The sequence below is a fragment of the Pseudomonas sp. J380 genome (assembly GCF_009827115.1).
GTDB classification, from domain to species: domain Bacteria; phylum Pseudomonadota; class Gammaproteobacteria; order Pseudomonadales; family Pseudomonadaceae; genus Aquipseudomonas; species Aquipseudomonas paracarnis.
Genome location: NZ_CP043060.1, coordinates 1,279,298 through 1,305,175, shown reverse-complemented (window position 1 = coordinate 1,305,175; position 25,878 = coordinate 1,279,298). Strand labels below are relative to the sequence as shown.

The window sequence follows — 25,878 nt, the reverse complement described above, 5'->3', positions numbered from 1 at the left end:
AAGAAATGCTCCTACTTTTGGGTGACGTCCGGGTCCTGCATGACCTTGAGGGTAGAGGACTCCGGCTCGAATTCATCTTCTTCCAGCTCTATGAACTCTTCGGGCAGGAAAATGTTCAGCAGGATTGCACAGAATGCACCCACGGTGATCGGCGATTCGAAGATGTTGTGCAGCGCCTTGGGCAGCTCGCGCAGCACTTCCGGCACCGCGGCGACGCCCAGGCCCATGCCTAGGGAAATCGCCACGATCAGCACATTACGCCGATGCAGGCCCGCTTCAGCGAGTATCTTGATGCCGGCCACGGCCACGGTGCCGAACATGATCAGGGTCGCGCCGCCCAATACGGGCTTGGGCATCAGTTGCAGCACCGCGCCGATCATCGGGAACAACCCCAGCAGCACCAGCAGGCCAGCAATGAAGTACGCCACGTAGCGGCTGGCCACCCCGGTCAATTGGATCACGCCGTTGTTCTGGGCAAAGGTCACCATCGGCAGGCTGTTGAAGGTGGCGGCCATCGCGGAGTTCAAGCCGTCGGCCAGCAGGCCGGACTTGATGCGTTTGATATACAGCGGGCCCTTGACCGGTTGCTGGGAAATCATCGAGTTGGCGGTCAGGTCGCCGGCGGCTTCCAGGGGCGAAATCAGGAAGATCACCGCCACCGGGATAAACGCCACCCAGTCGAACGAGAAACCATACTTGAACGGCACCGGCACGCTGATCAGCGGCACCTGGGGCAGGGCGGCCATGTCGACGCGACCCAGCAGCCACGCCACTACGAAGCCCAGGGTCAGGCCGATCACGATCGAACCCAGGCGCAGGAACGGGTTGTTGAAGCGGTTGAGTACCACGATGGTCAGCAGCACCAAGGCCGCCAGGCCCATGTTGCCTGCGGCGCCCAGGTCGCTGGCGCCATAGCCGCCAGCCATGTCGGTGACGGCCACCTTGATCAGTGACAAGCCCATCAAAGTGATGATGGTGCCGGTCACCACCGGGGTGATCAGTTTGCGCAGTTTGCCGATGAACTGGCTGAGCACCACTTCGATAAACGCCGCGAAAAAGCAGATGCCAAAGATCGTCGAGAGGATTTCATCGGTGCCGCCGCCCCGGGCCTTGACCATGAACCCAGCGCTCAAAATCACGCTGATAAAGGAAAAACTGGTGCCTTGCAGGCACAACAGCCCTGAACCCACCGGCCCGAAAGTGCGCGCCTGCACAAAGGTGCCAAGCCCCGAGACAAACAGCGCCATGCTCACCAGGTACGGCACTTCGCTTTCCAGCCCCAATACGCCGCCGACGATCAGGGTGGGCGTGATGATGCCGACAAAACTCGCCAACACATGCTGCAACGCGGCAAAAATCGCGGCGGTGAAGTGCGGGCGGTCTTCGAGGCCGTACATGAGGTCGGATTTATAGCGCGGGCGGCGGGCTTGAGCGTCAGACAAAATGATGGCTCGGGTCAGAAAATGGAGGCGCAGGATGCCAGAAAGTGCCAGGCGTCTGAAGTGTAAAAAAATATTTATAAAAACCCTGCGCTAAAGCCGTGGCCCAGCCGATATCAAGCATAGGCCCACACTACAACGACAACAGTGGTGACCAAGGTCTGGGCAGCGCGTTGACGCTGACGGATCGTTTCGCGGCAAGGATGCACGCAAACACTACTTCTGAGAGCAGCCCTATGTCCCTCCGTCACCTGAATATTGCCCCTCGCGCGTTTATCGGTTTTGCCTTCATTGCGGTTCTAGTGGTGCTGTTGGGCGTGTTTGCGGTCAACCGTATGACGCAAATGCGCCAATCCTCCCAGGACATGAGCGCGAACCAGCTGCCCAGCATGACTCACCTGGGCACCATCACCGAAAACGTGCTGCGCATGCGCATCCTGTCGTTTCGCGTGCTGGTCAACCGCGAGCCTGCCGCCCTGCAGGAAGCCGAGACGCGCATTGGCGTGCTGGCTGACAAGGTCAAGACCGCCCAGGCCAAATACGCCACGCTGCCTGCAGGCGCGGAGGAGGCTGCGCTGTACAAAGCCTTCGGCGTCACCCTGGACAACTACCTCAAAGCCCAGGCCGAGATGGTGGCATTGTCCAAGCAGGGCAAGGTCGATGAGATGCGCGCCCTGATCAACAGCCGTATCAAGGACGGCACTGACCAGATGGGCGAGCAACTGAACAAGCTGATCGCCATCAATGCGGCCGACGCCAAGCAGGCCGACGAGGATGCCGGGCAAAGCTACGAGGGCGCGATCACCGGTGTGGTGGCGGTCTCCGTGGTGGCGGCATTGCTCACCGTGCTGCTGGCCTGGTTGTTGACCCGCAGCATCGTGACCCCGCTGCGCAAGGCCGTGGAAGTAGCCGAGACCATCGCCGCCGGCAACCTCAGCAAAACCATCGAGGACGATGGCAAGGACGAACCGGCGCGGTTGCTCAGTGCGCTGTCGACCATGCAAGCCAGCCTGCGCCAGACTATCCAGCACATCGCGGGTTCGGCCACGCAACTGGCTTCGGCGGCGGAAGAGTTGAGCGCGGTCACCGAGGAGGCCTCCCGTGGCCTGCAACAGCAGAACAATGAAATCGACCAGGCCGCCACGGCCGTCAATGAGATGACGGCAGCAGTGGAGGAGGTGGCGCGTAACGCGGTTTCCACCTCCGAGGCGTCCGGGCAGTCCAACCAGGCGGCGCGGGAAGGCCGTGATCGGGTGATGGAAACTGTCGGCGCGATCCAGACCATGACTCAGGACGTGCAGAACACCTCCGCGATGATCGAGGGCCTGGCCGCTCAGGGCCGGGATATCGGCAAGGTGCTGGATGTGATCCGCGCGATTGCCGAGCAAACCAACCTGCTGGCGCTCAACGCAGCGATTGAAGCCGCCCGTGCCGGCGAGGCCGGAAGGGGCTTTGCGGTGGTCGCCGATGAAGTGCGCGCCCTGGCCCATCGCACCGCGCAGTCGACCCAGGAAATCGAGAAAATGGTCGCCGGCATCCAGAACGGTACCGGGGAGGCGGTGCAGTCCATGCAACAGAGCAACCAGCGCAGCCAGAGCACCCTGGAAATGGCACGTGCAGCCGGCGCCTCACTGGAGCAGATCACTGCGTCTATCAGCCTGATCAACGAACGCAACCTGGTGATTGCCAGCGCTTCGGAAGAACAGGCCCAGGTCTCCCGCGAGGTGGACCGCAACCTGGTCAACATCCGCGACCTGGCCACCCAGTCGGCGGCGGGCGCCAACCAGACCAGCGCGGCCAGCCATGAACTGTCGAGGCTGGCGGTGGATTTGAATGGGATGGTGGCCAGGTTCGTCGTCTAACTGCTGCCACAACACCCTGTGGGAGCTGGCTTGCCTGCGATGGCAATCTTACAGTCAGCACATCATGGGTTGGCTTACCGCTATCGCAGTATAGGGATCTACACAACTTGGGCCGGTGCTGGACCTGTGGCGAGGGCGCTTGCTCCCGTGACGGACTGACAGCCGACGCTGATCTAACTGACGCGCCGCAATCCAAATGTGGGAGCTGGCTTGCCTGCGATGGCAGCCTTACAGCCGACCAGGATGTTGGATCTGACCGCGTACATATCCGTTCCTGCGGTAACGGCCACCTATGGTTCCGCTCTTACAGCGGGGCACTTTTGGAAAGGCCCAAAAGTAACCAAAAGGCCTTCGCCCCACCACTCGGCACCTCGCCTGCGTTCGGCCAGCGTGGTTTGACGGGGCGCTTCAGATCAAAAGCCAGATCAAGAGCGGCTCGCTTAGCATCGTGGTTACCGTCGATCGCTTCAGAGTTGTGTAGATACCTATGGCTATCGCAGGCAAGCCAGCTCTTTGCTCTTGTGTTGTGTCAGTGCCGCCATGCCCCTGGATTCGCCAGGTTTACCGGCTTTTCGCCAGCCAATGCCGCCAGGAGATTCTCCACCGCACACTTGGCCATCGCCTCCCGCGTCTCATGGGTGGCCGAACCAATATGCGGCGTGGCTACCACATTGTTCAACCGCAACAACGGCGACGCGTGATCCAGCGGCTCCTTCTCAAACACATCCAACCCCGCCGCGCGGATGGTGCGTTGCTGCAACGCTTGCACCAGGGCCGCCTCGTCCACCACCTTGCCTCGGGAGATATTGATAAAAATCGTCTCCGGCCCCATCAGCGCGAATTCCTCGGCGCCAATCAACTTCTCGGTCTCAGCGGTCAACGGCAGGGTCAGGCAGACAAAATCAGCCTCTTTGAGCAAGTCCTGCAAGCTGCGGTACTGCGCGCCAAAGCGCGCTTCAACCGCCGGCTTGGGTGAGTGGCTGTGGTAGATCACTGGCATGCCGAAGCCACAATGCCCGCGTTGGGCCAGGGCTTCGCCGATGCGGCCCATGCCGATAATGCCCAGGGTCTTGCCATGTACATCGCTGCCAAAATGCGCCGGGCCGATATTTTTGTTCCATTGGCCGGCGCGCACCATGTCGGCCAGCTCGACCACGCGCCGGGCGGTGGCCAGGATCAGCGCAAAGCCGGTGTCGGCGGTGGTTTCGGTGAGCACGTCTGGAGTGTTGCTGAGCAGGATGCCGCGTTGGGTCAGGTAATCGATATCGTAGTTGTCGACGCCCACCGAGACGCTGGCCACTGCTTCCAGCTTGGGTGCCAGGTCGAGCAACTGGGCATCCAGGCGCAGGCTTGCCCCCAGCAGGCCGTGGGCGTTAGGGAGGGCATCGCGCAGGTTGGCCAGGCCGGTTTCATCCAGAGCGTCAATCAGCGTGACATCGACCTGCTCGTGCAGACGAGCCATGAGCGGCGTGGACAGTTTTTTGTACAGCACGACAGATTTTTTCATGAGGTTTTTACCTTCAACTCCAGGGTTGGCGTCGGCGAGCGGTCACTGGCGCCGGGCTTGAGGAAAATCGTCAGCACCACGGAAAGCAGCAGCGCGCCGCTCATCAGCAGGTACGAAGCGCTGGGCGAGCCGGTGCTGCTGTTGAGGTAGCCCACCAGGTACGAGCCACCGAACGAGCCCAGGGCGCCCATGCTGTTGATCAGCGCCATGGCGCCACCGGCGACGTTGGCCGGGAGGATTTCCGGGACGATGGCGAAAAACGGGCCGTAGGGTGCATACATGCAGGCCCCGGCGATCACCAGCAGGGTGTAGGACCACCAGAAGTGTTCGGCGCCCAGCACGTAGGACGCGTAGAAGGCAATCGACGCAATCAATAGCGGCGGCCAGACAAAACGCTTACGTTTCTGCAGCTTGTCCGAACCCCAGGACACCACGAGCATGCCAATCACCGCCGCCAGATAGGGCAGGGCCGAGAGCCAGCCGGCTTCGACCATGTCCATCTGCAAACCGGCCTTGAGGATTGATGGCAACCACAGCACGAAGCCGTACACGCCAATGCTCCAGCAGAAAAACTGCAACGCAAGAATGATCACCTTGGGCGAACGGAACGCCTCGGCGTAGTTTTTCACGGCCTTGATCCCCACCTGCTCGGCGGCGAGGGCGGTTTCCAGGCTGTGCTTTTCGGCGTCGCTCAGCCACTTGGCATCCTTGGGGCGCTCATCGGCCAGCTTCCACCAGATAAACGCCCACAACACCGCCGGCAGGCCCTCGATGATGAACATCCAGCGCCAGCTGAAATGCTGCACCAGGTAGCCCGACACCACCGACATCCACAGCATGGTGACCGGGTTGCCGAGGATCAGGAACGTGTTGGCCCGTGAGCGTTCGGCACGGGTGAACCAGTGGCACAGGTACACCAGCATGGCCGGCATCACGGCGGCCTCGACCACCCCGAGCATGAAGCGGATGACGATCAGCATGTAGGCGTTGGACACCACGCCAGTCAGTGTCGCCAAGCCGCCCCAGAGGATCAGGCTGACGAAGATCAGTTTCTTGACGCTGCGCTTTTGCGCGTAGATCGCCCCCGGCACCTGGAAGAAAAAGTAGCCAAGGAAAAACAGCGCACCGAGCAGCGAAGACATGCCTGGCGTGATCATCAGGTCTTCGGCCATGCCGGACGCGGCGGCGAAGCCGTAGTTGGCGCGGTCGAGGTAGGCCAGGCTGTAGGTGATAAACACGATAGGCATGATGTACCACCAGCGACGGGTGGCGAGTTTCACGGTTTCCATGGGGTTGCTCCTGAGCTTGTTGTAGTTGTGGCAACAGGTAATGGGTCACGCAACGGATCGAGTGGGTAATTCAGCGCGGGTCGGCAAACCTTCCATATCGCCACGGCTCTGCACGGCGCGGCTGCCGATCCAGTTACCTCGCTGTACGGCCTCGGGGAAGCTCAAGTTTTCCAGCAGGGCGCTGATCATGCCCACGGCAAAGCCATCGCCGGCGCCCACGGTATCCACGACCTTGGCCACCGGTACGGCGGCGACAAAACCCTGGTCCATATGGGTGCGGTAATAGGCGCCCTCGGCGCCGAGCTTGATCGCCACGGCTTCGGCGCCCTGGTCGAGATAGAACGCGGCGATGTCTTCCGGGTCGTCAAAACCGGTCAGCAGGCGACCTTCGCCCAGGCCCGGCAGGACCCAGTCGGCCAAAGCAGCCAGCGCATTGATTTCGCGGATCATCTGCGCCTGGCTGGCCCACAGGGACGGGCGCAGGTTCGGGTCGAACGACACACTGCGTCCGGCCTTGCGCATTTGGGTCATCAGCTCGAACGACAGTGCGCGAGTGGCATCGGACAGCGCTGGCGGAATGCCGGTGGCGTGCAGATGGCGGGCTTGCAGCAGCGTCGGATGGATGGCATCGATGGACAAGTGGCTGGCCGCCGAGCCTCTGCGAAAGTACTCCACTTGAGGGTCGGCGCCGGCCTCTTCCCGGGATTTGAGTTGAAAGCCGGTGGGGTTCAGCGGGTCGACGGCCACATGGTGGCAATCGAGTCCTTCTTTAGTCAGGGTATCGACCACAAAACGCCCGAGGGAGTCGTTACCCACGCGGCTCAGCCAGGCCACGTTGAACCCCAGGCGCGACAGGCCGATGGCGACGTTGCTGTCGGCGCCGGCAATGCGTTTGTGAAACTGCCCGACCTGCGCCAGGTCGCCGGTCTGTTCGGCGACAAACATCGCCATGGTTTCGCCAAACGACAGGATATCGAGCTCAGACATGGGCGTTCTCCACATGGGGTTGGCCAAGGCGGGCCAGGGTCGCGACCTGTTGCGCGGTGACTTCGGTCAGGTCATCGCCCTGCAACGGAAATTCCACTGCCCGGGTAATACCTTGAGTCATGTGTTTAAGCAGTTGTTCCCACAGATGCAGGTCGGTGGCGCCCGGCGGCAAGGCGACGAGCTTGCCATCGGCGCGACGGGCCACGGCCTTGCAGTGCAGGTAATCCACATGCCGGCCCAGCAACCGCGCAGCAGTGAGCGCGGACTGGTCTTGCCACTGCCAGTTACCGATATCGAAGGTCATTTTCACCGGCAGGCCCAGGCGTTCGACTTCGGTAAAAAACCGTTGCATCGGTTCAATGCGCCCACCGTGCAGGGTCTGGTCGTTTTCCACCAGCAGCTTGACCGGGTGGCGATTGAGCAAGGCGTGCAGGCTTTCCAAGTCGTTTGTGTCGGTGAAGTAACCGAGGGACACCTTCAGCCAACCCGAGCCAAAGGCCTGGGCGCGGTCCAGGGTAGCGGCCAGCTCGGCATTGGGCTGGGCTCGGCCGGCGACCCAGAGTTCCAGGGGCGAGGAAAACACGCTGTCCAGGCCTTGCGCGGCAGCGGCCTGGGCCAGGGTGGCGGGGTGTTCGTCGGTCAGCAGCTCCTCACGCCATTCAATGCGCTGGGCACCGGCAGCGCTAAGCAATGCGACAAAACTCAATTGGCCCTGCTGGCGAACCAGGTCGGCGCCGTAGCTGGAAAGGCTGATGGAGACGGGGTATTTATGCATTGTTGTTTACCTCTGAAACCGGTTTCATTTTTATCGACAAGAACACACTGACTGCTTGTGGCGAGGGAGCTTGCTCCCGTTTGACTGCGCAGCAGTCACCGGCTCTTGGCGGCGCTTCGCACCGCAGCGGGAGCAAGCTCCCTCGCCACAGTAAAGCCAGGGTCATAAGGGGGCGTCGAGCCGCGGATAATCAGCTCGGGTAAAAAATCCAGGGTGCGGGTGGGGGCGGTATCGCCGCGCAGGCGCTTGAGCAAACAGTCGAAGGCGCTGGCGCCAATCGCTTGCGTCGGTTGGGCGAGGGCGGTGATGCCGTTGCCCACCAGCGGGTACCAGTCCAGGTCATCCAGGGCGATCAAGCCCACCTCGCCGAACAGGTCGCAGCCCAGCGCCTTGAGCACCCGGGTGCAGGCCAGTGCGGCCACGCCGTTGGCGCAAAACAGTGCCTTGGGGCCGGGTTTGGCGAGAAAGGCTTGCAGACGCTTTTCCAGGTTGCCATCCAGTTCAACCACGGCGCCTGTCAACGCCGGGCGCTTGGCAATTTCGTGATTGAAACTCTCCAGGCGCTCCAAACGTGAACTGGTGCCGTCGGTGGTCTCGCTTACGAGCAGCACGTCGCGGTAACCCTGCAGCTCCAGGTGTCCCACCGCCATGCGCACCGCCGCCGGGTTATCCAGGCCCACCAGGTCGCTGTGCAGCGGCGCGACCTTGCGGTCCACCAGCACCAGGGGCATTTCCTGTTGCAGCTCCAGCAGTTGGTCGAGGTGATGGCCCAGGGTGTTCACGATCAAGCCTTCGATGTTGTACGAGCGCAGCGCCGCCAGGTGTTGGCGCTCCTGCTCGTCATCACGGTCGGTGTTGCACACCACCAGGCTGTAGCCATGCTGACGGCAGGCGGTTTCGACGCCGTGCATCACGGCGATGGAATAGGGGTTGCGGATATCGGCCACCAGCATGCCGATCAGGCGCGTGCGGCCACGTTTCAAACCACGGGCCATCTGGTTGGGGCGGTAGCCAAGCTGTTCGATGGCTTGCTCGATGCGCAGCGCGATCGCGTCGGAGAGCAGGGCGCGGTCATCGCCGATAAAACGCGACACGCTGGCTTTGGACACGCCGGCGCGTTGAGCGACGTCGAGCATGGTGACACGGGTGCGCTGGGCGGCGGAAAAAGGAGTCACGGTCGCGGGCCTTTCTTATTGGAGTTTTCTGGGCCTCAGTCGGGAATACCCAGGCTGAAACCGGTTTCAGGAAACCTCAAGTCAACCGTTTCGTCAAGCATCCGATGTGGGTGGAATCAGCTACCAAGCGACGAATGGCAGTGCCTACCTGTTAGTTCTGACAGTATTCGATACCGCAGATTGCGCGTTTAATTGGTCACAGGCACGCCTTTGGGGTGTAGGTACAAGCGGTCTGACGGGAGAGTCTGATGAGCGCTCAAAAAACCACTGGAAGTAGACTTTCACGCAACGGCATTTTCCGATTGGTCGATATAGAGGTGCCCATCCTGGATGATGCTAATCCGCCGATTCCTGAGGGTTATATACCTCATCAATATCTTGATACCGATCTTGTTGTGCGCATTCCGCAACTGTGGGATGACGCTGCGCAGGCCGGTGAATTCAATATTGTCGAAATCGTTTGGTCACGCAGCGGAGGCGAAGGTGTCCCTCCTTTCAAGGAGCGGTGGGATGGCCCCATTACCAAGCCTTTCCCTTTTTCCGTCACCGTGCCGCGCGACTATCTGGAAAATGACGGTACCGTCCGGCTGGCTTATCGGATCACCGACGAAACCGGTATACCCACAACCTCGGACTTCCGTACCCTGGTAATTGACCGGACGCCGCCAAACAATAACGTTACGCCGCCAACGCCTGCCTTCCCGGTGGGTACGATAGATGAGGACTACGCGGCCCGGCATCGCACAGTCGATTTGGTATTGTCTGCTTACCTCGGCCGGCGGGCTTATGACAGGGTTTATTATTATATTTCGGACCAAAGTCCTCCACCTGATAGTGCTCCGAGTGGCTATGTAGAGTTTCCCGACGAAAATAGCCCACTTGTTATTCCCATTCTTGTGGATTTGTTTCGCCTGTACCACAACGGAACTCAATACGTTCACCTGCGCCTTCAAGATCGCTCCGGTAATCGAGGCCCCAGGTCCGACCAGTCGCCCGTTGAAGTCCGATTAAAGGAAGCACCCTCAGACCTCAAACCTCTTGTCATCCCTGCCATGGCAAGTGGCTTGATCAATCGGCACGATGCACGGATTGGTGTGGTGGCCAACGTTCAGTATGACAACTGGAATGCTCGCGATCTTGTCACCATTCGGTGGGGCAGTACCCTGCTTGATGCGCAGGAGGTTACCGAGATGCCGTTCGGCGCCGGTATCCCGTGGTCGAAGTTGATATCGATGGGCATGGGGTTTGCAGAAGGTTCGGCCACCTACACCATTACACGGTACGGCAGCAATACGCCGACGTTGCCCAGCCCCCCTACGTTAATCCGTTGGGACTTCAGGGTGGCAGGGCAAGACCATATCAACGCCCCCGCGTTGCTTAACCTCGACTTGCCAACAGTGACTGTGTTTGGCGAGGGCTCGAAGACGGACAACCATATTGATATACGTGATAAGGATCAGCGCGTATATGCCAGCGTCCTGCTTTATCACCAGCCTCGTGATGGTGAGGTGTTGGAGTTGTTCTGGGGGGGCTTCCCCAGTATGGATAAGCCGGTGGCAAGTTATATTGTGGATACCGGTAGTGGCGATGCTGAAGGCGTACGCGTGACGTTCAGTGATATTCCCTGGCAGGTGATTGTCGATGCAGGGAATGATGAAAAACTACGAGTGTACTACTCGACATTCAACGGCGTTAATGAGCAGCTTTCCAATTTTACTGAAGTCATGGTCGATGTTGTACCTCCACAGGTATTAAGGCGTGTTGAGTTTCCAAGTGCCAATAGCAATATGTTTATAGGCTGTGACGCTAACCCGGCTATGTGGGATCACATACCTGTCCAGATTCTTCCGGAAACGGTCTTTCGCAAAGATGACGATCTTGTCGTGGAGTGGCAGGGCTATGAAGAGTTTGCGGGAGGGGGACAGGCGATTACATCAACTGCGGATACCCTGACGCATCGGCTGACTGAAGAAGAGGCGAAAAAAGGTTATACCTTCGAACAACGCAACTATGACGAGAAGATTAAACCCATCAAGTCACCAGATCCCCAGAGCCCGGGAAGTTCGGTGTCGGTTATCTATACGTTGTGGCGCAAAAACAGAGTGATAGGTTCCTCAAGATTACGCTATGCAAAAATTGATCGTAAAAGAGTGGGCAATATCTATTGCGGGCCGAATGGTGATGGCCCTGAAGACTAGAGGTATAAGCCGACTTGAGTAGTTGGTCGTCGATGTAAGTTGCAGCGTTTGGCAGTGGCAGCGCAACAGTTGTTCTATTTGAAACGTGTCTTTTTTCGAAGGCATGTGTTTGTTCGATTGTCTTGGTGTTACTCAGTGCAAAAGGAGAATACAGATGGCAACGTTGAGTAAGAAACAAAAGGCCGCCATTGCATCGCGCAAGGCCAATAAAGAACTGCTGTGCCAGCGCAGGGCGGGTGTGCTGGCGATGCCCCTGCCCACGTTTGATGCGTTGAATAATGATGGGTTGATTACCAAGGAGGCGTCGAAGAAACCGCTTACTGTAACCTTCGATATTGGGCAGTTTGCAGATGACGAAGGCATTGACCCGGCAATCACCAGACTCGCAGTGCATATGCGCGGTAAAGGCGCAACGAACTGGGGTGCGCCGATGCACATGGTAGACTTCAATACAGCTTCTCCTGTCCACGAGCCTATTGATCAACCGTTCACCCGTGATATTCCGGCGGCCCGTTTGGTGGAAGGGGAGCATGAGGTCGGCTATGTCATTCATGAAGGTAACTCGCAGACGGGATTGTTAAGAGGTGCTCCCCTGGAGGTCGACCTTACCCCGCCAGAAGACCCCAGGCACCCGGCAGCGCCCTTGTTCCCTGCTTATTTGGAGTCGAAAGGTGAAATTACTGAGCAGGATGTGGAGGATCACCCAGCCGGGATGGAATGTACATTTCGCGACTATCCCATCTCTCGGCGCGCCGGTGATGATATCGAAGTCTTTTTTTCATCGGAATTTTCTTCACAGCTGTCTGAGCCTATTGACACCTTTCCTGTGGACGACTCGTTGAGTTTTACGCTGCCGTGGAACCTGATTACTGGTAATAAAGGAGGGCAGAACTACTTGTTCTACCGCCTGTGGGATCTTGCAGGGAATGTCAGCAAAGACTCGGTACCTGCGCGAATTGAGTTGAACCTGACACCAGCCCCTGATCCGCAGGAAGCCTATGTGCCGTTGGCGCTTCTTCCTGGTGACGGGCTGCTTGATTTACAAGACCTTTATGAGCCGAACGGGGTTTTCATTGCTATTCCAGAATATGAAAATAATTTAACCGACATTGACGTGATCGAATTGACCATCGGCACGCAGGCTCCGGAACGTTTTGACGTTAAGCTTTATCTGCCTTTTCCGTTAATGCTGCCTGTCGGCAGTGATACTCTTTTGGCCCATTATGGTGGAGGTGCTGGCGAGATTCCCATGACCATCGACTATTTTGTTGATCGCAATGGGACATCAACCGATGCGCCTACTCACACTATTGATGTCGATTTTTCTGCGCCTGGCCCTGCTCCGGGTGAAGATCCGGAAAACAGTTTGCTCGCGCGCGTGCGGGTCTTCGGCGTTGACCCGACTAAGGAAAATGAGCTCACAGACGCTGACTTCAATAGGGACGCGACTATCGAGACCGTGCTTTGGAGCACCCCTCTTCCCGCGCCGGGTACGATAATCAAATGGTATTGGGGGGATCTGGCCCACCAGTTTGATGAGTTGACACTGACGAACGAAGGGGGCGGTGACACTCTTACGCGAACGGTGCCTTGGTCAATCATTCGTGAAGTCGGCAATAGAACGCTCCCAGTGTTCTATACGCTGGGATGGCCGACTAATGACAATACCCAGCGCTCACTTGCGCAGAATGTAGTTGTGGCGGCCAACAAAGTCGTATTGGAAGAGCCAAGGTTCGTCAAGGCGACCGCATTTTTGGCGTGTACCGACCTCAATCGAGCGACTCGCGAGGCGACGGTCAGGGTTCCTGGTAATACAGTGTATTTCCAAGAGCACATGGTCGTTCGATGCGAATTCCGCGTATTCAGTGACATTACCGGAGACACTCAGTTGGGCAATACACTGGCCCTAAGCTCGTTGCCGCTGACGCCCGATATGGTTTCCAACGGTTTCGACATAAAGATCCCCTATACGGCCCTTCGGCCAGCGGCGCGCAATTCGGTGGACTTTCACTATTTTGTGCCGATCCCGGGAGAAGGAGAGCAGCCTTCGGTAAGAGCCTGGACCCGTACACGGTTCACCGACTTGAACGGGTTTTTTTGCGAGGAGCAACCACCCACTGCATTGGAAGACGGCCTGGTAGAACAATAGACTGCGGACTGCGGACTGCGGGGTGCTTCGGCACCCTTCGGCACCCTTCGGTTGCACTGCACGCGCTTTGCACTTTCACACAGCTAATCTCCCCATCTCTACCCTTATGTTCGGATTAATCCTACATATTAGGGTAAGCCTGATCTGTAACTTTGCGGCCTTGAATGGCCTGGCTCCACCCCTCTGGAAATAGGCCGAACAGTTCCGTTCTGGAATGCCTGTTAAATGAGTGGTGTCTTGTGAAGATCAATTCGTACTTTAAATTAAAACCCTTGGTTGCAATGATGCAGGTGCCATCTGTTGTGACCTTGTTGCTTCTGGCGCCAAATGCTCATGCTCGGTTGATCGAAAATGGCACCGAAACCATCCGGCACGATGATTATATCGATACCTTTGAATTGCAAAATGCCACGCTTAACGTCATACGGGGCTGGACGCAGGCCATTTATGCTAATGCCTCGAACCTGAATGTCAGCGCGGACAGTACGATCCTGGGGACGGTTGTCGCTCAGAACGGCTCTAATGTGGCTGTCGATAACAGTCGTATCACTGCTTCCGGGGCTTACGAAACTGGCGTAACGCTGCTCAGCAGCACTGCGCAGATCAACGACAGTATGATTTCCAGTGCCGATTACCATGGTTTACTGGTGAGCAAATTTACAAACTCAACCGACATTTCCACCGCGACGGTCAATGGCAGTGTCCTGGTGGGAGCAACCGGTGGTGCAGTTGTTACTGGTGGCAGTGCGTTGGAGTTGGTGCGCAGTCAGTCAATCGGCACGGGCGCCGACAGCTTTGGGTTGAGGTTGGAGAGCTCGGCGGCACGGGCGTCTGGGAGCAATATTTCAGGCGGACGTAACGGTATTGAAATGTCGTTTGACCGGCATGCGCCCGGGCCTAATACCCTTATCCTGGACGATTCTCATGTCACCGGTACCACAGGTGCTGCGTTGCTCGTAGACGGTGCTCGGGGCCAGGGTGCGGTGGCGAATATCGAGGTACGCAACGGTTCGACGCTCACCGGTGGTAATGGCAACTTGCTGGAAGTCAAAGGCGGCTCGACGGCGAATATGAATATCGCCAATAGCCAGCTCAAGGGCGATGTCGTTGTCAGCAGTGGTAGCCAGGCTCACCTTCAGCTCACTGATCTCGCCTCATTGACTGGCCGCCTGGAAAACGTTTCGTCGTTGAGTCTTGGCGAGCAATCCATGTGGGTCATGACCGGCAATAGCCAGGTGGGTGATTTGCGCCTTGCCGATAGCACGGTCAAGTTTGGGGATAGCGATGCGTTCTATCAACTTGACCTCAAGAGCTTGTCGGGCCAAGGCACTTTTGTCATGGGCACTGATTTCGCTCAGGGCCTGACGGACTTCCTGAATATTACGGGTGACGCAACCGGCCATCACGACCTGTTGCTTACCAGCAGCGGTACAGAACCGGTAAACCCAGGTGATGTGCATATCGTTCACACGGGTGGCGGTGACGCACAGTTTGCGCTGGTAGGCGGTAATGTGGATGTTGGGGCCTGGTCCTATGGCCTCCGGCAAGACGGTAATGATTGGTTCCTTGACCCGAATAATCGCACTGTCAGCCCAGGCACCCGGTCGGTATTGGCCTTGTTCAACACGGCACCAACCGTGTGGTATGGCGAGATGACATCTTTGCGTAGCCGCATGGGAGAGATTCGGCATAACGGCGCCGCAGCCGGTGGTTGGTTGCGTGCCTATGGCAATAAATATGAGGTCAGTGGTGGTGATGCGGGTGCCTATGAACAAAGCCAGCGCGGGTTCTCCTTGGGGGCGGATACCCCCTTGGGAGAAGGCCAATGGCTGCTGGGGGTAATGGCGGGCCATAGTACTTCTGATCTGGATCTCAGTCGGGGTACTTCGGGTAGTGTGCAGAGTTACTACGCAGGTCTGTATGCCACTTGGTTGGATGAGGAGAGTGGTTACTATTTTGACGGCGTCATCAAAGCCAACCGCTTGAACAATGATTCCACTGTCGGTTTGAGCGACGGCAGGCAAGCGAAGGGCAAATACAGTACAAATGCCTTGGGTGCGTCTGTGGAAGCGGGCCGTCATATCAAGCTGGATAATGATTTCTTTATCGAGCCTTTCGCCCAAGCGTCCGTGGTTACAGTACAAGGCAAGAGCTATAGCCTGGACAATGGTCTCAAAGCCAAGGGTAGCCACACCGACTCCGTGCAGGGCAAGTTGGGGGTGACAGTAGGCCGCGACTTTATGTTGGATGACGGCAGTATGCTTCAGCCTTACTTGCGTGGTGGCGTTGCCCACGAATTTGCCAAGAGCAACAAGGTGTCGGTCAATAACCAGACATTTGACAATAATCTGTCGGGGTCTCGTGTCGAGGTCGGCGTGGGTGTCGCCCTGACCCTGTCCCAAAATATGCAATTGCATGCAGATTTTGACTACGGCCAAGGCAAGCACGTGGATCAGCCATGGGGGGCAAATTTCGGCGTGCGATATAGCTGGTAATCAGGCAGTGCCACTGGATTTCAACGATGCTTGAAAACGCCCCGAGGTTCGGGGCGTTGACTTTCATGCCGGGGTTTATCGAGGTTGAACGGTATTGACACGGGTAGGTCTGCGCCGCGTGGTTCTATCGAGGCTGAACAGCATTTGCACACGCAGTTCTTGGTTGTTGACGTCCATAAGATAGACGTCGAGTGCGCCTGTGACCGTATGGTCGTCGGAATTATGAAAGAATTCGACGGTGCCTCGATGTGCTTGATAAGCCGGGAGGGGCGTTTCATTAATGGTCATCAGGATGACGGCTAACTGATGTTCGTCACTGTCTTTCTCCAACTGATAACGGCCGGAGTCCGTGGTAGTGGGGTACTTGAAAATGACCACCTGTCTTGACGTTTCTGTGGGCGGTATCTTCATGGCGCCTTCCGCCAGCCAGAAGTTGTTTTTCAATTCATGTTTGCGAAAGTCCGCCTTGAAGTTCTCGCTTCCGATCGAACCTTGAAAAAAACGTTCTGCGGATTCCTGGCGGGCAGCTTTTCGGGCATTGGCATTGCTCATGGTACGGTTCTCCTGCGATGGGCGGTACGTGTGTGTGCGATGAGGGCGGTTTTGATTAATCGTTGGCACGGGGGCTGATTTCAGGGACAGGTTGTCAACCACGAGGAAGGTGGTGCCTATCACTTCTAAGGTGATCTCAGTCACGCCTGCAGGGATGGTCAGCGACGACGTGTAATTATCCCAGCCGCCACCCCCCCGAAGTTCTATCTGTGGCGTGTTACCGGGTGCAATATGGAACATCGCGAAACCGTGCCCTTCGGTTGGCGTCATGGCATCGATGGAAAAATCATAGGTCTGGCCGGGTGTGACCGCGATCTCTTGTTCGATGGACCCCCCGAGGTTTGCCTGGCACTCGTTGTCGGAAAATGTCACGGAGGAGCCCACTGGCCGGTTGGCTATCCAATGATCGCTGTTGTCGGCGAAATCACCGTTACGGATCAACTCGACAGGGATGACCACGCCGCCGTCTTCCACCAGTTGGAGGCTATCGAACCAGACGTCGCCAGCATTACCCATCAGTTGTAGCGTCAGGCCGGTGGTGCCGGTAGGTGGGCGAAAGGTGCTCACATGATGGGTCCAGCCATGGTTCCCTGTTAGCGTGATTGTTTCAGTCGCCCCCGAGGGCTGCCATACCAGTCGGGCTGACCCGGCGCCGTTATAGGTAATCAACGTGTACAGGCTGAAGGAGTAGGAGGCGGTATCGGAAACCGATATGTCTTGTTCCGCCCGGCCTCGCCCCGTGATCACGCAATGCTGGCGGGAAAAATCAACTCGGCCTGGAGCGGTGGCAGTAACGTTCCAATAGCGTTCACGATGGGCGAAGTTGCCATTGAGCACCAAGTTACTGTTCATTGGTTGTGTTGACATGGATCAGCCCCGTGCCCTTGGATGGGTTGGTTGTGAGCGATTCAATTCAGCGCCATAAGCACGCGCTGCACAACTGTCAGAACTAACAGGTTTGCCGGTCCATTCGTCGGTTTTCTTTACCCATACGCTTAGCCAGGCCTAGCCAAACAACCCTGCCGCAATATTGATTGAGAACCCCAGGATCGCGGTATTGAACAGAAACCCGATCAACGATTGCCCCAGCACCACTTTACGCAAGCTACGGGTGGCAACACCCACGTCCGATGTCTGCACGGCCACGCCGATGGTGAAGGAGAAATACAGGAAGTCCCAATAATTGGGGGTGAGCAAGCCCTCGGCAAAGCGCAGCGCCGGCTCCTTGCCTTGCCAGGTGTAATAGAGCCTGGCGTAGTGCACGCTGAAAATCACCCCGATCAGCAGCCAGGAGCCGATCACTGTCAGCCCGGTAAAAGCGTAATGCAGCAGACGTTCGGAAGTGGCCAGGTCCTTGCTGCCCACCAGTTCGAAGGTGATGGTGGCCAGGCTGGCGATGGCGGCGATGCACACCATGAAGAGCACCAGGCCGGCGTTCTCGTCTTCGACTTCGGCGATGCGCTTGACGTCTTCGGCCTTGGCGCGAATGGTCAACCAGAGCATCAGTATCAGGTAGGTCCAGACCCCGGCGTTCCAGCCGATCAGGATTTTGCTGGCAAGGGTGTCGGCCGGCACCAGGAGGCCGACTGCAAGGCCCAGTACGGCGGCGGATGAGAGGCGAGGGTGGGTGCGGGCGAGGAAGGGCATGGTGGCTCACAGATAACTATTTGTGAGCACCATAGCTTATTCGGGTGTACCTGATCATGAATGCAATCAATAACCCTGTGGGAGCTGGCTTGCCTGCGATAACGTTGGTTCAGGCAACACTTATGTCGCCTGTGCCGCGGTCATGGCAGGCAAGCCAGCGCCCACTGATCAGTCTGGTTTATGGCGCTTGCGCACCAGCTTCATCACCACCACGAAGAATACCGGCACAAACACCACCGCCAATGTCGCCGTGATCATTCCGCCAATCACACCGGTGCCAATCGCCTGCTGGCTGGCCGAGCTGGCCCCCGTAGCAATCGCCAATGGCACCACGCCGAGGATGAATGCCAGGGACGTCATGATGATCGGCCGCAGTCGCAACCGTGCCGCTTTCAAGGTGGCGTCGATCAAATCCTCGCCCTGGTCATACAGGTCCTTGGCGAACTCGATGATCAGGATCGCGTTCTTCGCCGACAGGCCGATGATGGTGATCAAGCCGACTTTGAAAAATACGTCGTTGGGCATCCCGCGTAGCGACACGGCCAACACCGCACCCAGTACCCCCAGCGGCACCACCAGCAACACCGAGGTGGGAATCGACCAGCTTTCATACAGCGCGGCCAGACACAGGAACACGATCAGCAGCGACAGGCCCAACAGCAGCGGGGCCTGGGAACCGGACAAGCGCTCCTGCAACGACAAGCCCGTCCATTCCTGGCCCAGCCCGGCGGGCAGTTGGCTGACCAGACGCTGGATTTCGTTCATGGCCTCGCCAGTGCTGTGCCCCGGCGCCGCTTCGCCGCTGATGGCGATGGCCGGGTAGCCGTTGTAACGGGTCAACTGCGTGGGGCCCTGGGTCCACTTGGCTTCGACGAAGGCTGACAGCGGCACCATCTTCCCGGCGTTGTTGCGCACGTGGATTTTCATCAGGTCGGCCACCTGGCTGCGCTGGTCGCCTTCGGCTTGCACCACCACGCGCTGCATACGGCCCTGGTTGGGGAAGTCGTTGATATACGCCGAGCCTATCGCCGACGACAGCACGTTGCCTACGTCGGCAAACGACACACCCAGGGCGTTGGCTTGCTTGCGGTCCACTTCCAGCTGCACTTGTGGTGCTTCAGCCAAGGCGCTTTCACGCACGTTGGCCAGGATCGGGCTTTTCGCTGCAGCGTCCAGCAATTCGGTACGTGCGGCCATCAAACCGGCGTGGCCGACGCCACCGCGGTCCTGCAAACGGAACTCGAAACCACTGGAAGTGCCCAGGCCGTCTACCGGTGGCGGCAGGATTGCATAGGCAATCGCGTCCTTGAGCTCGCTGAAGGCTATGTTCGCGCGATCGGCAATCGAGGAAGCGGAGTCATCGCTGCCACGTTCTGACCAGTCCTTTAGCGTGGTAAACGCCAGCGCGGCGTTTTGCCCGGAACCGGAGAAGCTGAAGCCCATGATCATGGTGGTATCACCCACCCCAGGCTCGCCGGCGTTATGCGCCTCGATCTGTTCGGCCACCTGCACCGTACGGTTCTTGCTGGCGCCCGGCGGCAACTGGATATCAGTGATGGTGTAGCCCTGGTCTTCCACCGGCAGGAACGAGGAGGGCAGGCGGCTGAACAACAGGCCCATGCCCACCAGTAATACCAGGTAGATCAGCAGGTAGCGGCCGCTGCGCTTGAGGGCATAGGCCACCCAACCTTCGTAACGGTTGGTGAGTTGGTCAAAGCGCTGGTTGAACCAGCCGAAGAAACCACCCTTGGCATGGTGCTCGCCCTTGGCAATCGGCTTGAGCAAGGTGGCGCACAGTGCCGGGGTCAAGGTCAGGGCCAGGAAAGCGGAGAACAGGATCGAGGTGGCCATCGACAGTGAGAACTGCTGGTAGATCACGCCCACCGAACCCGGCATGAAGGCCATCGGCAGGAACACCGCCACCAGCACCAGGGTGATACCGATGATGGCCCCGGTGATCTGGCCCATGGCTTTCTTCGTCGCCTCTTTGGGCGACAGGCCTTCGGTGGCCATGATGCGCTCGACGTTTTCCACCACCACGATGGCATCGTCTACCAGGATGCCGATAGCCAATACCATGCCGAACATGGTCAGCACGTTGATCGAGAAGCCCAGCAGCAACATGGTGGCGAAGGTGCCCATCAGCGCGATCGGCACCACCAGCGTGGGAATCAAGGTGTAGCGCACGTTCTGCAGGAACAGGAACATCACCGCGAATACCAGCGCCATCGCCTCCAGCAAGGTGTAGACCACCTTGGTGATCGAGACTTTGACAAAGGGCGAAGTGTCGTAGGGAATCTTGTATTCCACATTGGCAGGGAAGTAGCGCGACAACTCGTCCATTTTCGCCCGCACCAGCGTTGCGGTACTCAATGCATTAGCGCCGGGCGACAGTTGCACGCTGACGGCGGTGGACGGCTTGCCGTTCAGGCGGGTGGAGAACTGGTATTCCTGGCTGCCGACTTCCACCCGTGCCACATCGCCGATGCGCACGGTGGAGCCGTCGGGGTTGGCCTTGAGCACGATGTCGGCAAACTCCGCCGGAGTGGACAGTTGCCCCTTGACCAGCACCGCCGCGGTGATCTCCTGGGTGTGGGTGCCCGGCAAGTCACCGATGCTGCCCGCTGAGACCTGGGCGTTCTGGGCGCTGATCGCGGCGTTGACGTCGGCCGGCGTGAGGTTGAAACCGATCAGCTTCTGCGGGTCGATCCAAATACGCATCGCTCGCTCGGCGCCATACAACTGGGCCTTGCCGACCCCGTCCAGGCGCTTGAGCTCGTTCATCACGTTGCGCGCCAGGTAATCACTGAGCGCCACGTCGTCAAGCTTGCCGTCGTTGGACGTCAATGTGACCAACAGCAGGAAACCGGCGGAGACTTTTTCCACCTGCAAGCCTTGCTGAGTCACGGCCTGGGGCAGGCGCGGCTCGACGACCTTGAGGCGGTTCTGCACATCCACCTGGGCCATTTCCGGGTCGGTGCCCGGCTGGAACGTGGCGGTAATGGTCGCCGAGCCCAGGCTGCTCTGGGATTCGAAATACAGCAGGTGGTCGGCGCCGTTGAGCTCTTGCTCGATCAGGCTGACCACGCTCTCATCCAGGGTCTGGGCCGAGGCACCGGGGTACACCGCGTAGATTTCCACCTTGGGTGGCGCGACGTTGGGGTACTGCGCCACCGGCAATTGCGGGATCGCCAGGAAGCCCGCCAGCAGGATAAAAAGGGCCACCACCCAGGCGAAGATCGGGCGGTCAATAAAGAACTGCGGCATGACGGGTTATTCCTTTACGAGCGGGCTGTCGTCCACTTCAACTTTTTCACCGGGGCGTGCGTGTTGCACGCCCTCGACGATAATGCGGTCGCCGGGCTTGAGGCCGCTGGTGACGATCCAGCGGTTGTCGATCACCGCACCCAACTCCACCGGTTGCTGGCTGACGGTCTGTTCGGCGTCCAGCAGCAACACCATCGGGATACCAGCGCTGTCACGGGTGATTGCGCGTTGCGGCACGCTGATACCTTGTTTGTCCACGGCCTGTTCCACGCGCACCCGCACAAAGCTGCCGGGCAACAGGTCGAGGTCCGGGTTGGGGAACTCGCTGCGCAGGATGATCTGCCCGGTGCCCGGGTCGACGCTGATGTCAGCGAAGAGCAATTTGCCTGGCAACGGGTAGAGGCTGCCGTCGTCCTGGATCAAGGTGGCCTTGGCCTGGTCCTGGCCGACCTGCTTCAAGCTGCCGGCACGAAAGGCGCGGCGCAGGTCGTTCAGCTCACGGGTGGACTGGGTGAGGTCGGCGTGGATCGGGTCCAGTTGCTGGATAATCGCCAGCGGCGTGGCTTCGTTCTGGCCGACCAGCGCGCCTTCGGTCACCAGGGCGCGGCCAATGCGCCCGGAAATCGGTGCGGTCACGGTGGCATAGCCCAGGTTCAGCCTGGCACGCTCGACGGCGGCCTTGTTGGCGGCCACTTCGGCGTTGGTTTGGCGCAGGGCGGCGCGGGCGTTGTCGTACTCCTGGCCGCTGATGGCGTTGCCTTCGACCAGTTGGCTGTAGCGCTGTTCTTGCAGGCGCGACTGGAACGCATTGGCCTCGGCCTTGCTCAGGTTGGCCTGGGCACTGTCCAGGTCGGCCTTGAACGGCGCCGGGTCAATACGGAACAACACGTCGCCTTGCTTGACGTCGTGGCCTTCGTTGAACACCCGCTGCATCACCACCCCGGCGACCCGGGCGCGTACTTCGGCGATACGCGGTGCGGCGATGCGCCCGCTCAGTTCGCTGGTAATTGAGAGGGGCTTGGCCTGCAGGGTTTCGATCCGCACTTTGGCCAGGGGCATTTGTGGCGCCTCGTCTGCCGACTGACCACACGCGCTCAGCGCCAGTGTGAGGGCCAACAGGCAAAACGGCGCAAACAGATTCTTCGACATGCTCTTATCCCAATATTGACTGGCGCATCCTAGGGGCACCTGCGCCGTGGTGCTGTGAAGCTGTGTAGCGGGTCTGTGAAGAAGTGTAAGGTACGGCGCGCAGGGCGTCGGGGGCGTATATCCTTGCACAATCCTGCAACACACCAACAAACAGCATTATTTGGAAACACCATGCCCAACATCCTCCTGGTGGAAGACGACGCCGCACTCTCCGAGCTGATTGCCAGCTACCTGGAACGCAATGGCTACCACGTCAGCGTGCTCAGCCGCGGCGATCATGTACGCGAACGTGCACGCCTTAGCCCGCCGGACCTGGTGATCCTCGACCTGATGCTGCCGGGCCTCGACGGCCTGCAGGTGTGCCGTTTGCTGCGCGCCGACTCGGCGGGGCTGCCGATCCTGATGCTGACCGCCCGCGATGACAGCCACGATCAGGTTCTGGGGCTTGAGATGGGCGCCGACGACTACGTGACCAAACCCTGCGAGCCGCGCGTATTACTGGCCCGGGTGCGCACATTGCTGCGTCGCAGCAGCCTGTCCGAACCCCAGGTGGCCAGCGACCAGATCGTCATGGGCAACCTCTGCATTGATCTGTCCGAACGCACCGTGACCTGGCGCGAACAGGCGGTCGAGCTGTCCAGTGGTGAATACAACCTGCTGGTGGTGCTGGCCCGGCATGCCGGCGAAGTGCTCAGCCGCGATCAGATCCTGCAACGCCTGCGCGGTATCGAGTTCAACGGTACCGACCGTTCGGTGGACGTGGCCATCTCCAAGCTGCGACGCAAGTTCGACGACCATGCGGGCGAGGCGCGCAAGATCAAGACAGTGTGGGGCAAGGGGTATCTGTTCAGCCGTTCCGAGTGGGAATGCTGAATCATGTTTCGCGTACTGCTGCGCCTCTACCTGATCACCATCGTCACCTACAGTGCGGCGATTTACCTGATTCCCAAGCTGGTGATCCAGTTGTTCGAACACCGCTACATGGACTACAACATCGAACAGTCCCGCGGCCTGCAAAAACTCATGGTCAAGCAGTACCAGCGCGCACCGGTGGAGCGCTGGTCCCAGGTGACCGACCAGTTGAGCCACGATTTTGCACCCTTGAAAGTGCAACTGTTGCTTCGCCAGGACGCCCGCTACACCCCTGAGGAAGAACAGCTGCTGGAGCAAGGCAAGCCAGTGATCCGCCTGGGCGAATGGGGCTGGATGGAGGAAATCAGTTCGCCGATCAACCAGCAGTTCGCGGTCAAGCTGACCGTACCACCAGACCCGTTGGACATGAACCTGCTGTACTGGTCGATGAACGTGCTGGTCGGTGCCGCCTTGCTGGCGTGCCTGCTGGTGTGGCTGCGTCCGCACTGGCGTGACCTGGAGCGTTTGAAAAGTACCGCCGCGTTATTGGGCAAGGGCCATCTGGAGGCGCGTACGGGGCTCGCACCCAGCTCCAGCATCGGCGGCCTGGCGGCGGTATTCGACACCATGGCCGACGATATCGAGCGCCTCTTGAACCAGCAGCGCGATTTGCTCAATGCGGTCTCCCATGAACTGCGCACACCGCTCACCCGCCTGGATTTCGGGCTGGCCCTGGCGCTTTCCGAAGACTTGCCCCCGGCCAGCCGCGAGCGCCTGCAAAGCCTGGTGGCGCATATTCGGGAGCTGGATGAGCTGGTGCTGGAATTGCTGTCTTACAGCCGCCTGCAAAACCCGGCGCAATTGCCCGAGCGGGTAGAGGTGGCGCTCGACGAGTTTATCGACAGCGTGTTGGGCAGCGTCGACGATGAGCTGGAGAACCCCGATATCGTCATCGATGTGGTCCTCGATTGTGCCGTGGAGCGCTTCAGCCTCGACCCGCGCCTGACTGCCAGGGCCTTGCAGAACCTGCTGCGCAATGCGACGCGCTACTGCGACAAACGCATCCAGGTGGGCGTGCGGGTATGCCCCAAAGGCTGTGAAATCTGGGTGGACGACGATGGCATCGGCATACCGGCGGAGCAGCGCGAGCGCATCTTCGAGCCGTTCTACCGCCTGGACCGTAGCCGCGATCGCGCAACCGGTGGCTTTGGCCTGGGCCTGGCGATCAGCCGGCGCGCCCTGGAGGCCCAGGGCGGCACTTTGACGGCCTTGGCGTCTCCCTTGGGCGGGGCGCGGTTTCGTGTGTGGCTACCTAACCTTTCGTGATCAAAGCACTTTGACTGCGCGGCCGATCCCGTGAATCGGCCCGGTGGGTTTGCCGGTGGGCGAGCCATTGGGCCCTTCCAGCGTCAGTTCAAACAACTGGTTCGGCGCCAGTGGCGGCAGCTTGTCCAGCGGCACCGACAAGGTCTGCCCCGGTTTGACCAGCCCCAGGGATACGGGCCCCTGCCAGCCATCGCCCTTGGTCCAGAACTCCAGGGCTTTGTCGGCAGGAATCTCGATCACCCCCAGTGGAATCAACTGGATCTGCTGATTATCACTGGCCTGCACCACCCAGCCCGGTGCCTGGCTTTGCGGCGCCATCAGCACCACCACGAAGCTGGGTGTGGTGATGGGCGGGCGCGTCAGTAATAAAGCCGCCAGCACCACGCTTGCCATCAGGCCCGCGGCAGAAAGCCCGCGCCAGAACGCCAGCAGGTTCCACCACGCCACGCTCGTTTCGGGGGCTTTGATTCCGCGTTCAATGCGCCGCCACAGCTGTGCCGAAGGCGGCACCGGTTGTGCCAGCGCGACCAGAGGCAACAGACGCTGCTCCCAGGCATCCACCGCTGCACGCAGTGCCGCATCATGGGCCAGGCGTTGTTGCACCTCTGCGCGCTGTTCGGCGGGCAGTGTCCCCAGCACGTATTCACTGGCCAGTTCATCCAGGCTGTCGTTCATGCCATGCACTCCCGCAAGGCGGCGAGGCTGCGTTTGATCCAGGCTTTGACGGTACCCAGAGGGGTACTGAGTTTTTGCGCAATTTCGCTGTGGGAGTAACCGTCCACATAGGCGTGCAGGATGCAGGTGCGGCGTGTCGGGTCGAGCTGCTCCAGGCACTGGTGGATCTGCCCGGAGCGTGCCGCAAACTCAACGGTCTGGGCAGGCTCTGCCATCGGTTCATACTGGTCGTCCAGTGGCACGTCACGCCCGGCGCTGCGTACAACGTCCAGGGCCAGGTGGCGAGTCACGCTGAACACCCAACCCCGTGCGGAACCTCGCAAGGGGTCGAAACTGCGCGCGCCGTGCCAGATCTTGATAAAGGCGTCATGCACGATGTCCTCGGCCAGTGCCTTGTTGCGGGTAATGCGCAGCGCCACACCGAGCAAGCGGCTGCTGTCCTGCTCATAGAGTTGGTGCAGGGCGCGATGATCGCCGCGGGCGCAGGCTAACAGGCACACTTCATAATCAAAGATGATTTCAGCCAAACCAGAA

General features: G+C 59.3%; 18 protein-coding genes. 6 read left to right on the top strand and 12 right to left on the bottom strand.

Features of this window, described 5'->3' with window-relative positions; all coding sequences use genetic code 11:
• Nucleotides 1-11: 11 nt before the first annotated feature.
• Nucleotides 12-1,442 carry a nucleobase:cation symporter-2 family protein gene (locus tag FXO12_RS05910; protein ID WP_054897476.1) on the bottom strand — a complete coding sequence of 477 codons (1,431 nt, stop codon included), beginning with the start codon at nt 1,440-1,442 and terminating at the stop codon, nt 12-14.
• 200 nt (nt 1,443-1,642) lie between these two features.
• On the opposite strand from FXO12_RS05910, the gene FXO12_RS05905 reads away from it, so the two are divergent.
• A complete protein-coding gene (locus FXO12_RS05905; protein ID WP_372241975.1) occupies nt 1,643-3,301 on the top strand; it encodes a methyl-accepting chemotaxis protein in 1,659 nt (552 codons plus the stop codon).
• 529 nt (nt 3,302-3,830) lie between these two features.
• Here FXO12_RS05905 and FXO12_RS05900 read toward each other — a convergent pair.
• The 5 genes from FXO12_RS05900 to FXO12_RS05880 form a co-directional block, all read right to left on the bottom strand.
• Complete coding sequence (locus tag FXO12_RS05900; RefSeq protein ID WP_057977529.1) at nt 3,831-4,808, bottom strand: D-glycerate dehydrogenase; 978 nt, start codon at nt 4,806-4,808, stop codon at nt 3,831-3,833.
• Nucleotides 4,805-6,097 (bottom strand): MFS transporter, encoded by a 1,293-nt coding sequence (locus tag FXO12_RS05895; protein WP_160049591.1) that lies wholly within the window; start codon nt 6,095-6,097, stop codon nt 4,805-4,807. Before FXO12_RS05895 ends, FXO12_RS05900 begins: the two co-directional genes overlap by 4 nt.
• 45 nt (nt 6,098-6,142) lie before the next feature.
• On the bottom strand, nt 6,143-7,084 hold the full coding sequence (locus FXO12_RS05890) for a sugar kinase (RefSeq protein ID WP_054897473.1): 942 nt from the start codon (nt 7,082-7,084) through the stop codon (nt 6,143-6,145).
• Nucleotides 7,077-7,859, bottom strand: coding sequence for a sugar phosphate isomerase/epimerase (locus FXO12_RS05885; RefSeq protein WP_054897472.1), 783 nt, complete (start codon nt 7,857-7,859; stop codon nt 7,077-7,079). Before FXO12_RS05885 ends, FXO12_RS05890 begins: the two co-directional genes overlap by 8 nt.
• Before the next feature lie 95 nt (nt 7,860-7,954).
• A complete protein-coding gene (locus tag FXO12_RS05880) occupies nt 7,955-9,034 on the bottom strand; it encodes a LacI family DNA-binding transcriptional regulator (protein ID WP_275668964.1) in 1,080 nt (359 codons plus the stop codon).
• A 248-nt stretch (nt 9,035-9,282) separates the two neighbouring features.
• On the opposite strand from FXO12_RS05880, the gene FXO12_RS05875 reads away from it, so the two are divergent.
• The 3 genes from FXO12_RS05875 to FXO12_RS05865 all read left to right on the top strand — a co-directional run bounded on the left by FXO12_RS05875 (nt 9,283) and on the right by FXO12_RS05865 (nt 15,876).
• On the top strand, nt 9,283-11,232 hold the full coding sequence (locus FXO12_RS05875) for a hypothetical protein (protein ID WP_160049590.1): 1,950 nt from the start codon (nt 9,283-9,285) through the stop codon (nt 11,230-11,232).
• A 154-nt stretch (nt 11,233-11,386) separates the two neighbouring features.
• Entirely contained in the window at nt 11,387-13,381 is a 1,995-nt protein-coding gene (locus FXO12_RS05870; RefSeq protein WP_057977195.1) for a hypothetical protein, read from the top strand.
• A gap of 239 nt (nt 13,382-13,620) precedes the next feature.
• Nucleotides 13,621-15,876, top strand: a complete 2,256-nt coding sequence (locus FXO12_RS05865) for an autotransporter outer membrane beta-barrel domain-containing protein (RefSeq protein ID WP_306109891.1) — start codon at nt 13,621-13,623, stop codon at nt 15,874-15,876.
• A gap of 75 nt (nt 15,877-15,951) precedes the next feature.
• On the opposite strand, the gene FXO12_RS05860 is transcribed toward FXO12_RS05865, so the two are convergent.
• The 4 genes from FXO12_RS05860 to FXO12_RS05845 form a co-directional block, all read right to left on the bottom strand.
• Nucleotides 15,952-17,295, bottom strand: a complete 1,344-nt coding sequence (locus FXO12_RS05860) for a hypothetical protein (protein WP_125919872.1) — start codon at nt 17,293-17,295, stop codon at nt 15,952-15,954.
• A 138-nt stretch (nt 17,296-17,433) separates the two neighbouring features.
• Complete coding sequence (locus FXO12_RS05855; RefSeq protein ID WP_054897468.1) at nt 17,434-18,075, bottom strand: DUF1345 domain-containing protein; 642 nt, start codon at nt 18,073-18,075, stop codon at nt 17,434-17,436.
• A 168-nt stretch (nt 18,076-18,243) separates the two neighbouring features.
• Nucleotides 18,244-21,342 (bottom strand): efflux RND transporter permease subunit, encoded by a 3,099-nt coding sequence (locus FXO12_RS05850; RefSeq protein WP_057977198.1) that lies wholly within the window; start codon nt 21,340-21,342, stop codon nt 18,244-18,246.
• Nucleotides 21,343-21,348: 6 nt separating this feature from the next.
• On the bottom strand, nt 21,349-22,491 hold the full coding sequence (locus FXO12_RS05845) for an efflux RND transporter periplasmic adaptor subunit (protein ID WP_057977200.1): 1,143 nt from the start codon (nt 22,489-22,491) through the stop codon (nt 21,349-21,351).
• Between the two features lie 171 nt (nt 22,492-22,662).
• On the opposite strand from FXO12_RS05845, the gene FXO12_RS05840 reads away from it, so the two are divergent.
• Together FXO12_RS05840 and FXO12_RS05835 are read left to right on the top strand one after the other, a co-directional pair.
• The gene (locus tag FXO12_RS05840) at nt 22,663-23,364 is read left to right on the top strand and encodes a response regulator transcription factor (protein ID WP_054897465.1); all 702 of its coding nucleotides are present in this window, start codon (nt 22,663-22,665) and stop codon (nt 23,362-23,364) included.
• A gap of 3 nt (nt 23,365-23,367) precedes the next feature.
• On the top strand, nt 23,368-24,669 hold the full coding sequence (locus tag FXO12_RS05835) for an ATP-binding protein (protein WP_054921468.1): 1,302 nt from the start codon (nt 23,368-23,370) through the stop codon (nt 24,667-24,669).
• Here the strand turns inward: FXO12_RS05835 and FXO12_RS05830 are convergent, their stop codons facing one another.
• Nucleotides 24,670-25,344, bottom strand: coding sequence for an anti-sigma factor domain-containing protein (locus FXO12_RS05830; protein WP_057977202.1), 675 nt, complete (start codon nt 25,342-25,344; stop codon nt 24,670-24,672).
• Complete coding sequence (locus FXO12_RS05825) at nt 25,341-25,871, bottom strand: sigma-70 family RNA polymerase sigma factor (protein ID WP_034127671.1); 531 nt, start codon at nt 25,869-25,871, stop codon at nt 25,341-25,343. The genes FXO12_RS05830 and FXO12_RS05825 overlap by 4 nt, the downstream gene beginning before the upstream one ends.
• Nucleotides 25,872-25,878: the final 7 nt, after the last annotated feature.

Coding starts and splice junctions, on each gene's coding strand:
- FXO12_RS05905 (WP_372241975.1), top strand. CDS start 1,643: ATGCACGCAAACACTACTTCTGAGAGCAGCCCTATGTCCCTCCGTCAC.
- FXO12_RS05900 (WP_057977529.1), bottom strand. CDS start 4,808: ATGAAAAAATCTGTCGTGCTGTACAAAAAACTGTCCACGCCGCTCATG.
- FXO12_RS05895 (WP_160049591.1), bottom strand. CDS start 6,097: ATGGAAACCGTGAAACTCGCCACCCGTCGCTGGTGGTACATCATGCCT.
- FXO12_RS05890 (WP_054897473.1), bottom strand. CDS start 7,084: ATGTCTGAGCTCGATATCCTGTCGTTTGGCGAAACCATGGCGATGTTT.
- FXO12_RS05885 (WP_054897472.1), bottom strand. CDS start 7,859: ATGCATAAATACCCCGTCTCCATCAGCCTTTCCAGCTACGGCGCCGAC.
- FXO12_RS05875 (WP_160049590.1), top strand. CDS start 9,283: ATGAGCGCTCAAAAAACCACTGGAAGTAGACTTTCACGCAACGGCATT.
- FXO12_RS05870 (WP_057977195.1), top strand. CDS start 11,387: ATGGCAACGTTGAGTAAGAAACAAAAGGCCGCCATTGCATCGCGCAAG.
- FXO12_RS05860 (WP_125919872.1), bottom strand. CDS start 17,295: ATGTCAACACAACCAATGAACAGTAACTTGGTGCTCAATGGCAACTTC.
- FXO12_RS05855 (WP_054897468.1), bottom strand. CDS start 18,075: ATGCCCTTCCTCGCCCGCACCCACCCTCGCCTCTCATCCGCCGCCGTA.
- FXO12_RS05850 (WP_057977198.1), bottom strand. CDS start 21,342: ATGCCGCAGTTCTTTATTGACCGCCCGATCTTCGCCTGGGTGGTGGCC.
- FXO12_RS05845 (WP_057977200.1), bottom strand. CDS start 22,491: ATGTCGAAGAATCTGTTTGCGCCGTTTTGCCTGTTGGCCCTCACACTG.
- FXO12_RS05840 (WP_054897465.1), top strand. CDS start 22,663: ATGCCCAACATCCTCCTGGTGGAAGACGACGCCGCACTCTCCGAGCTG.
- FXO12_RS05835 (WP_054921468.1), top strand. CDS start 23,368: ATGTTTCGCGTACTGCTGCGCCTCTACCTGATCACCATCGTCACCTAC.
- FXO12_RS05830 (WP_057977202.1), bottom strand. CDS start 25,344: ATGAACGACAGCCTGGATGAACTGGCCAGTGAATACGTGCTGGGGACA.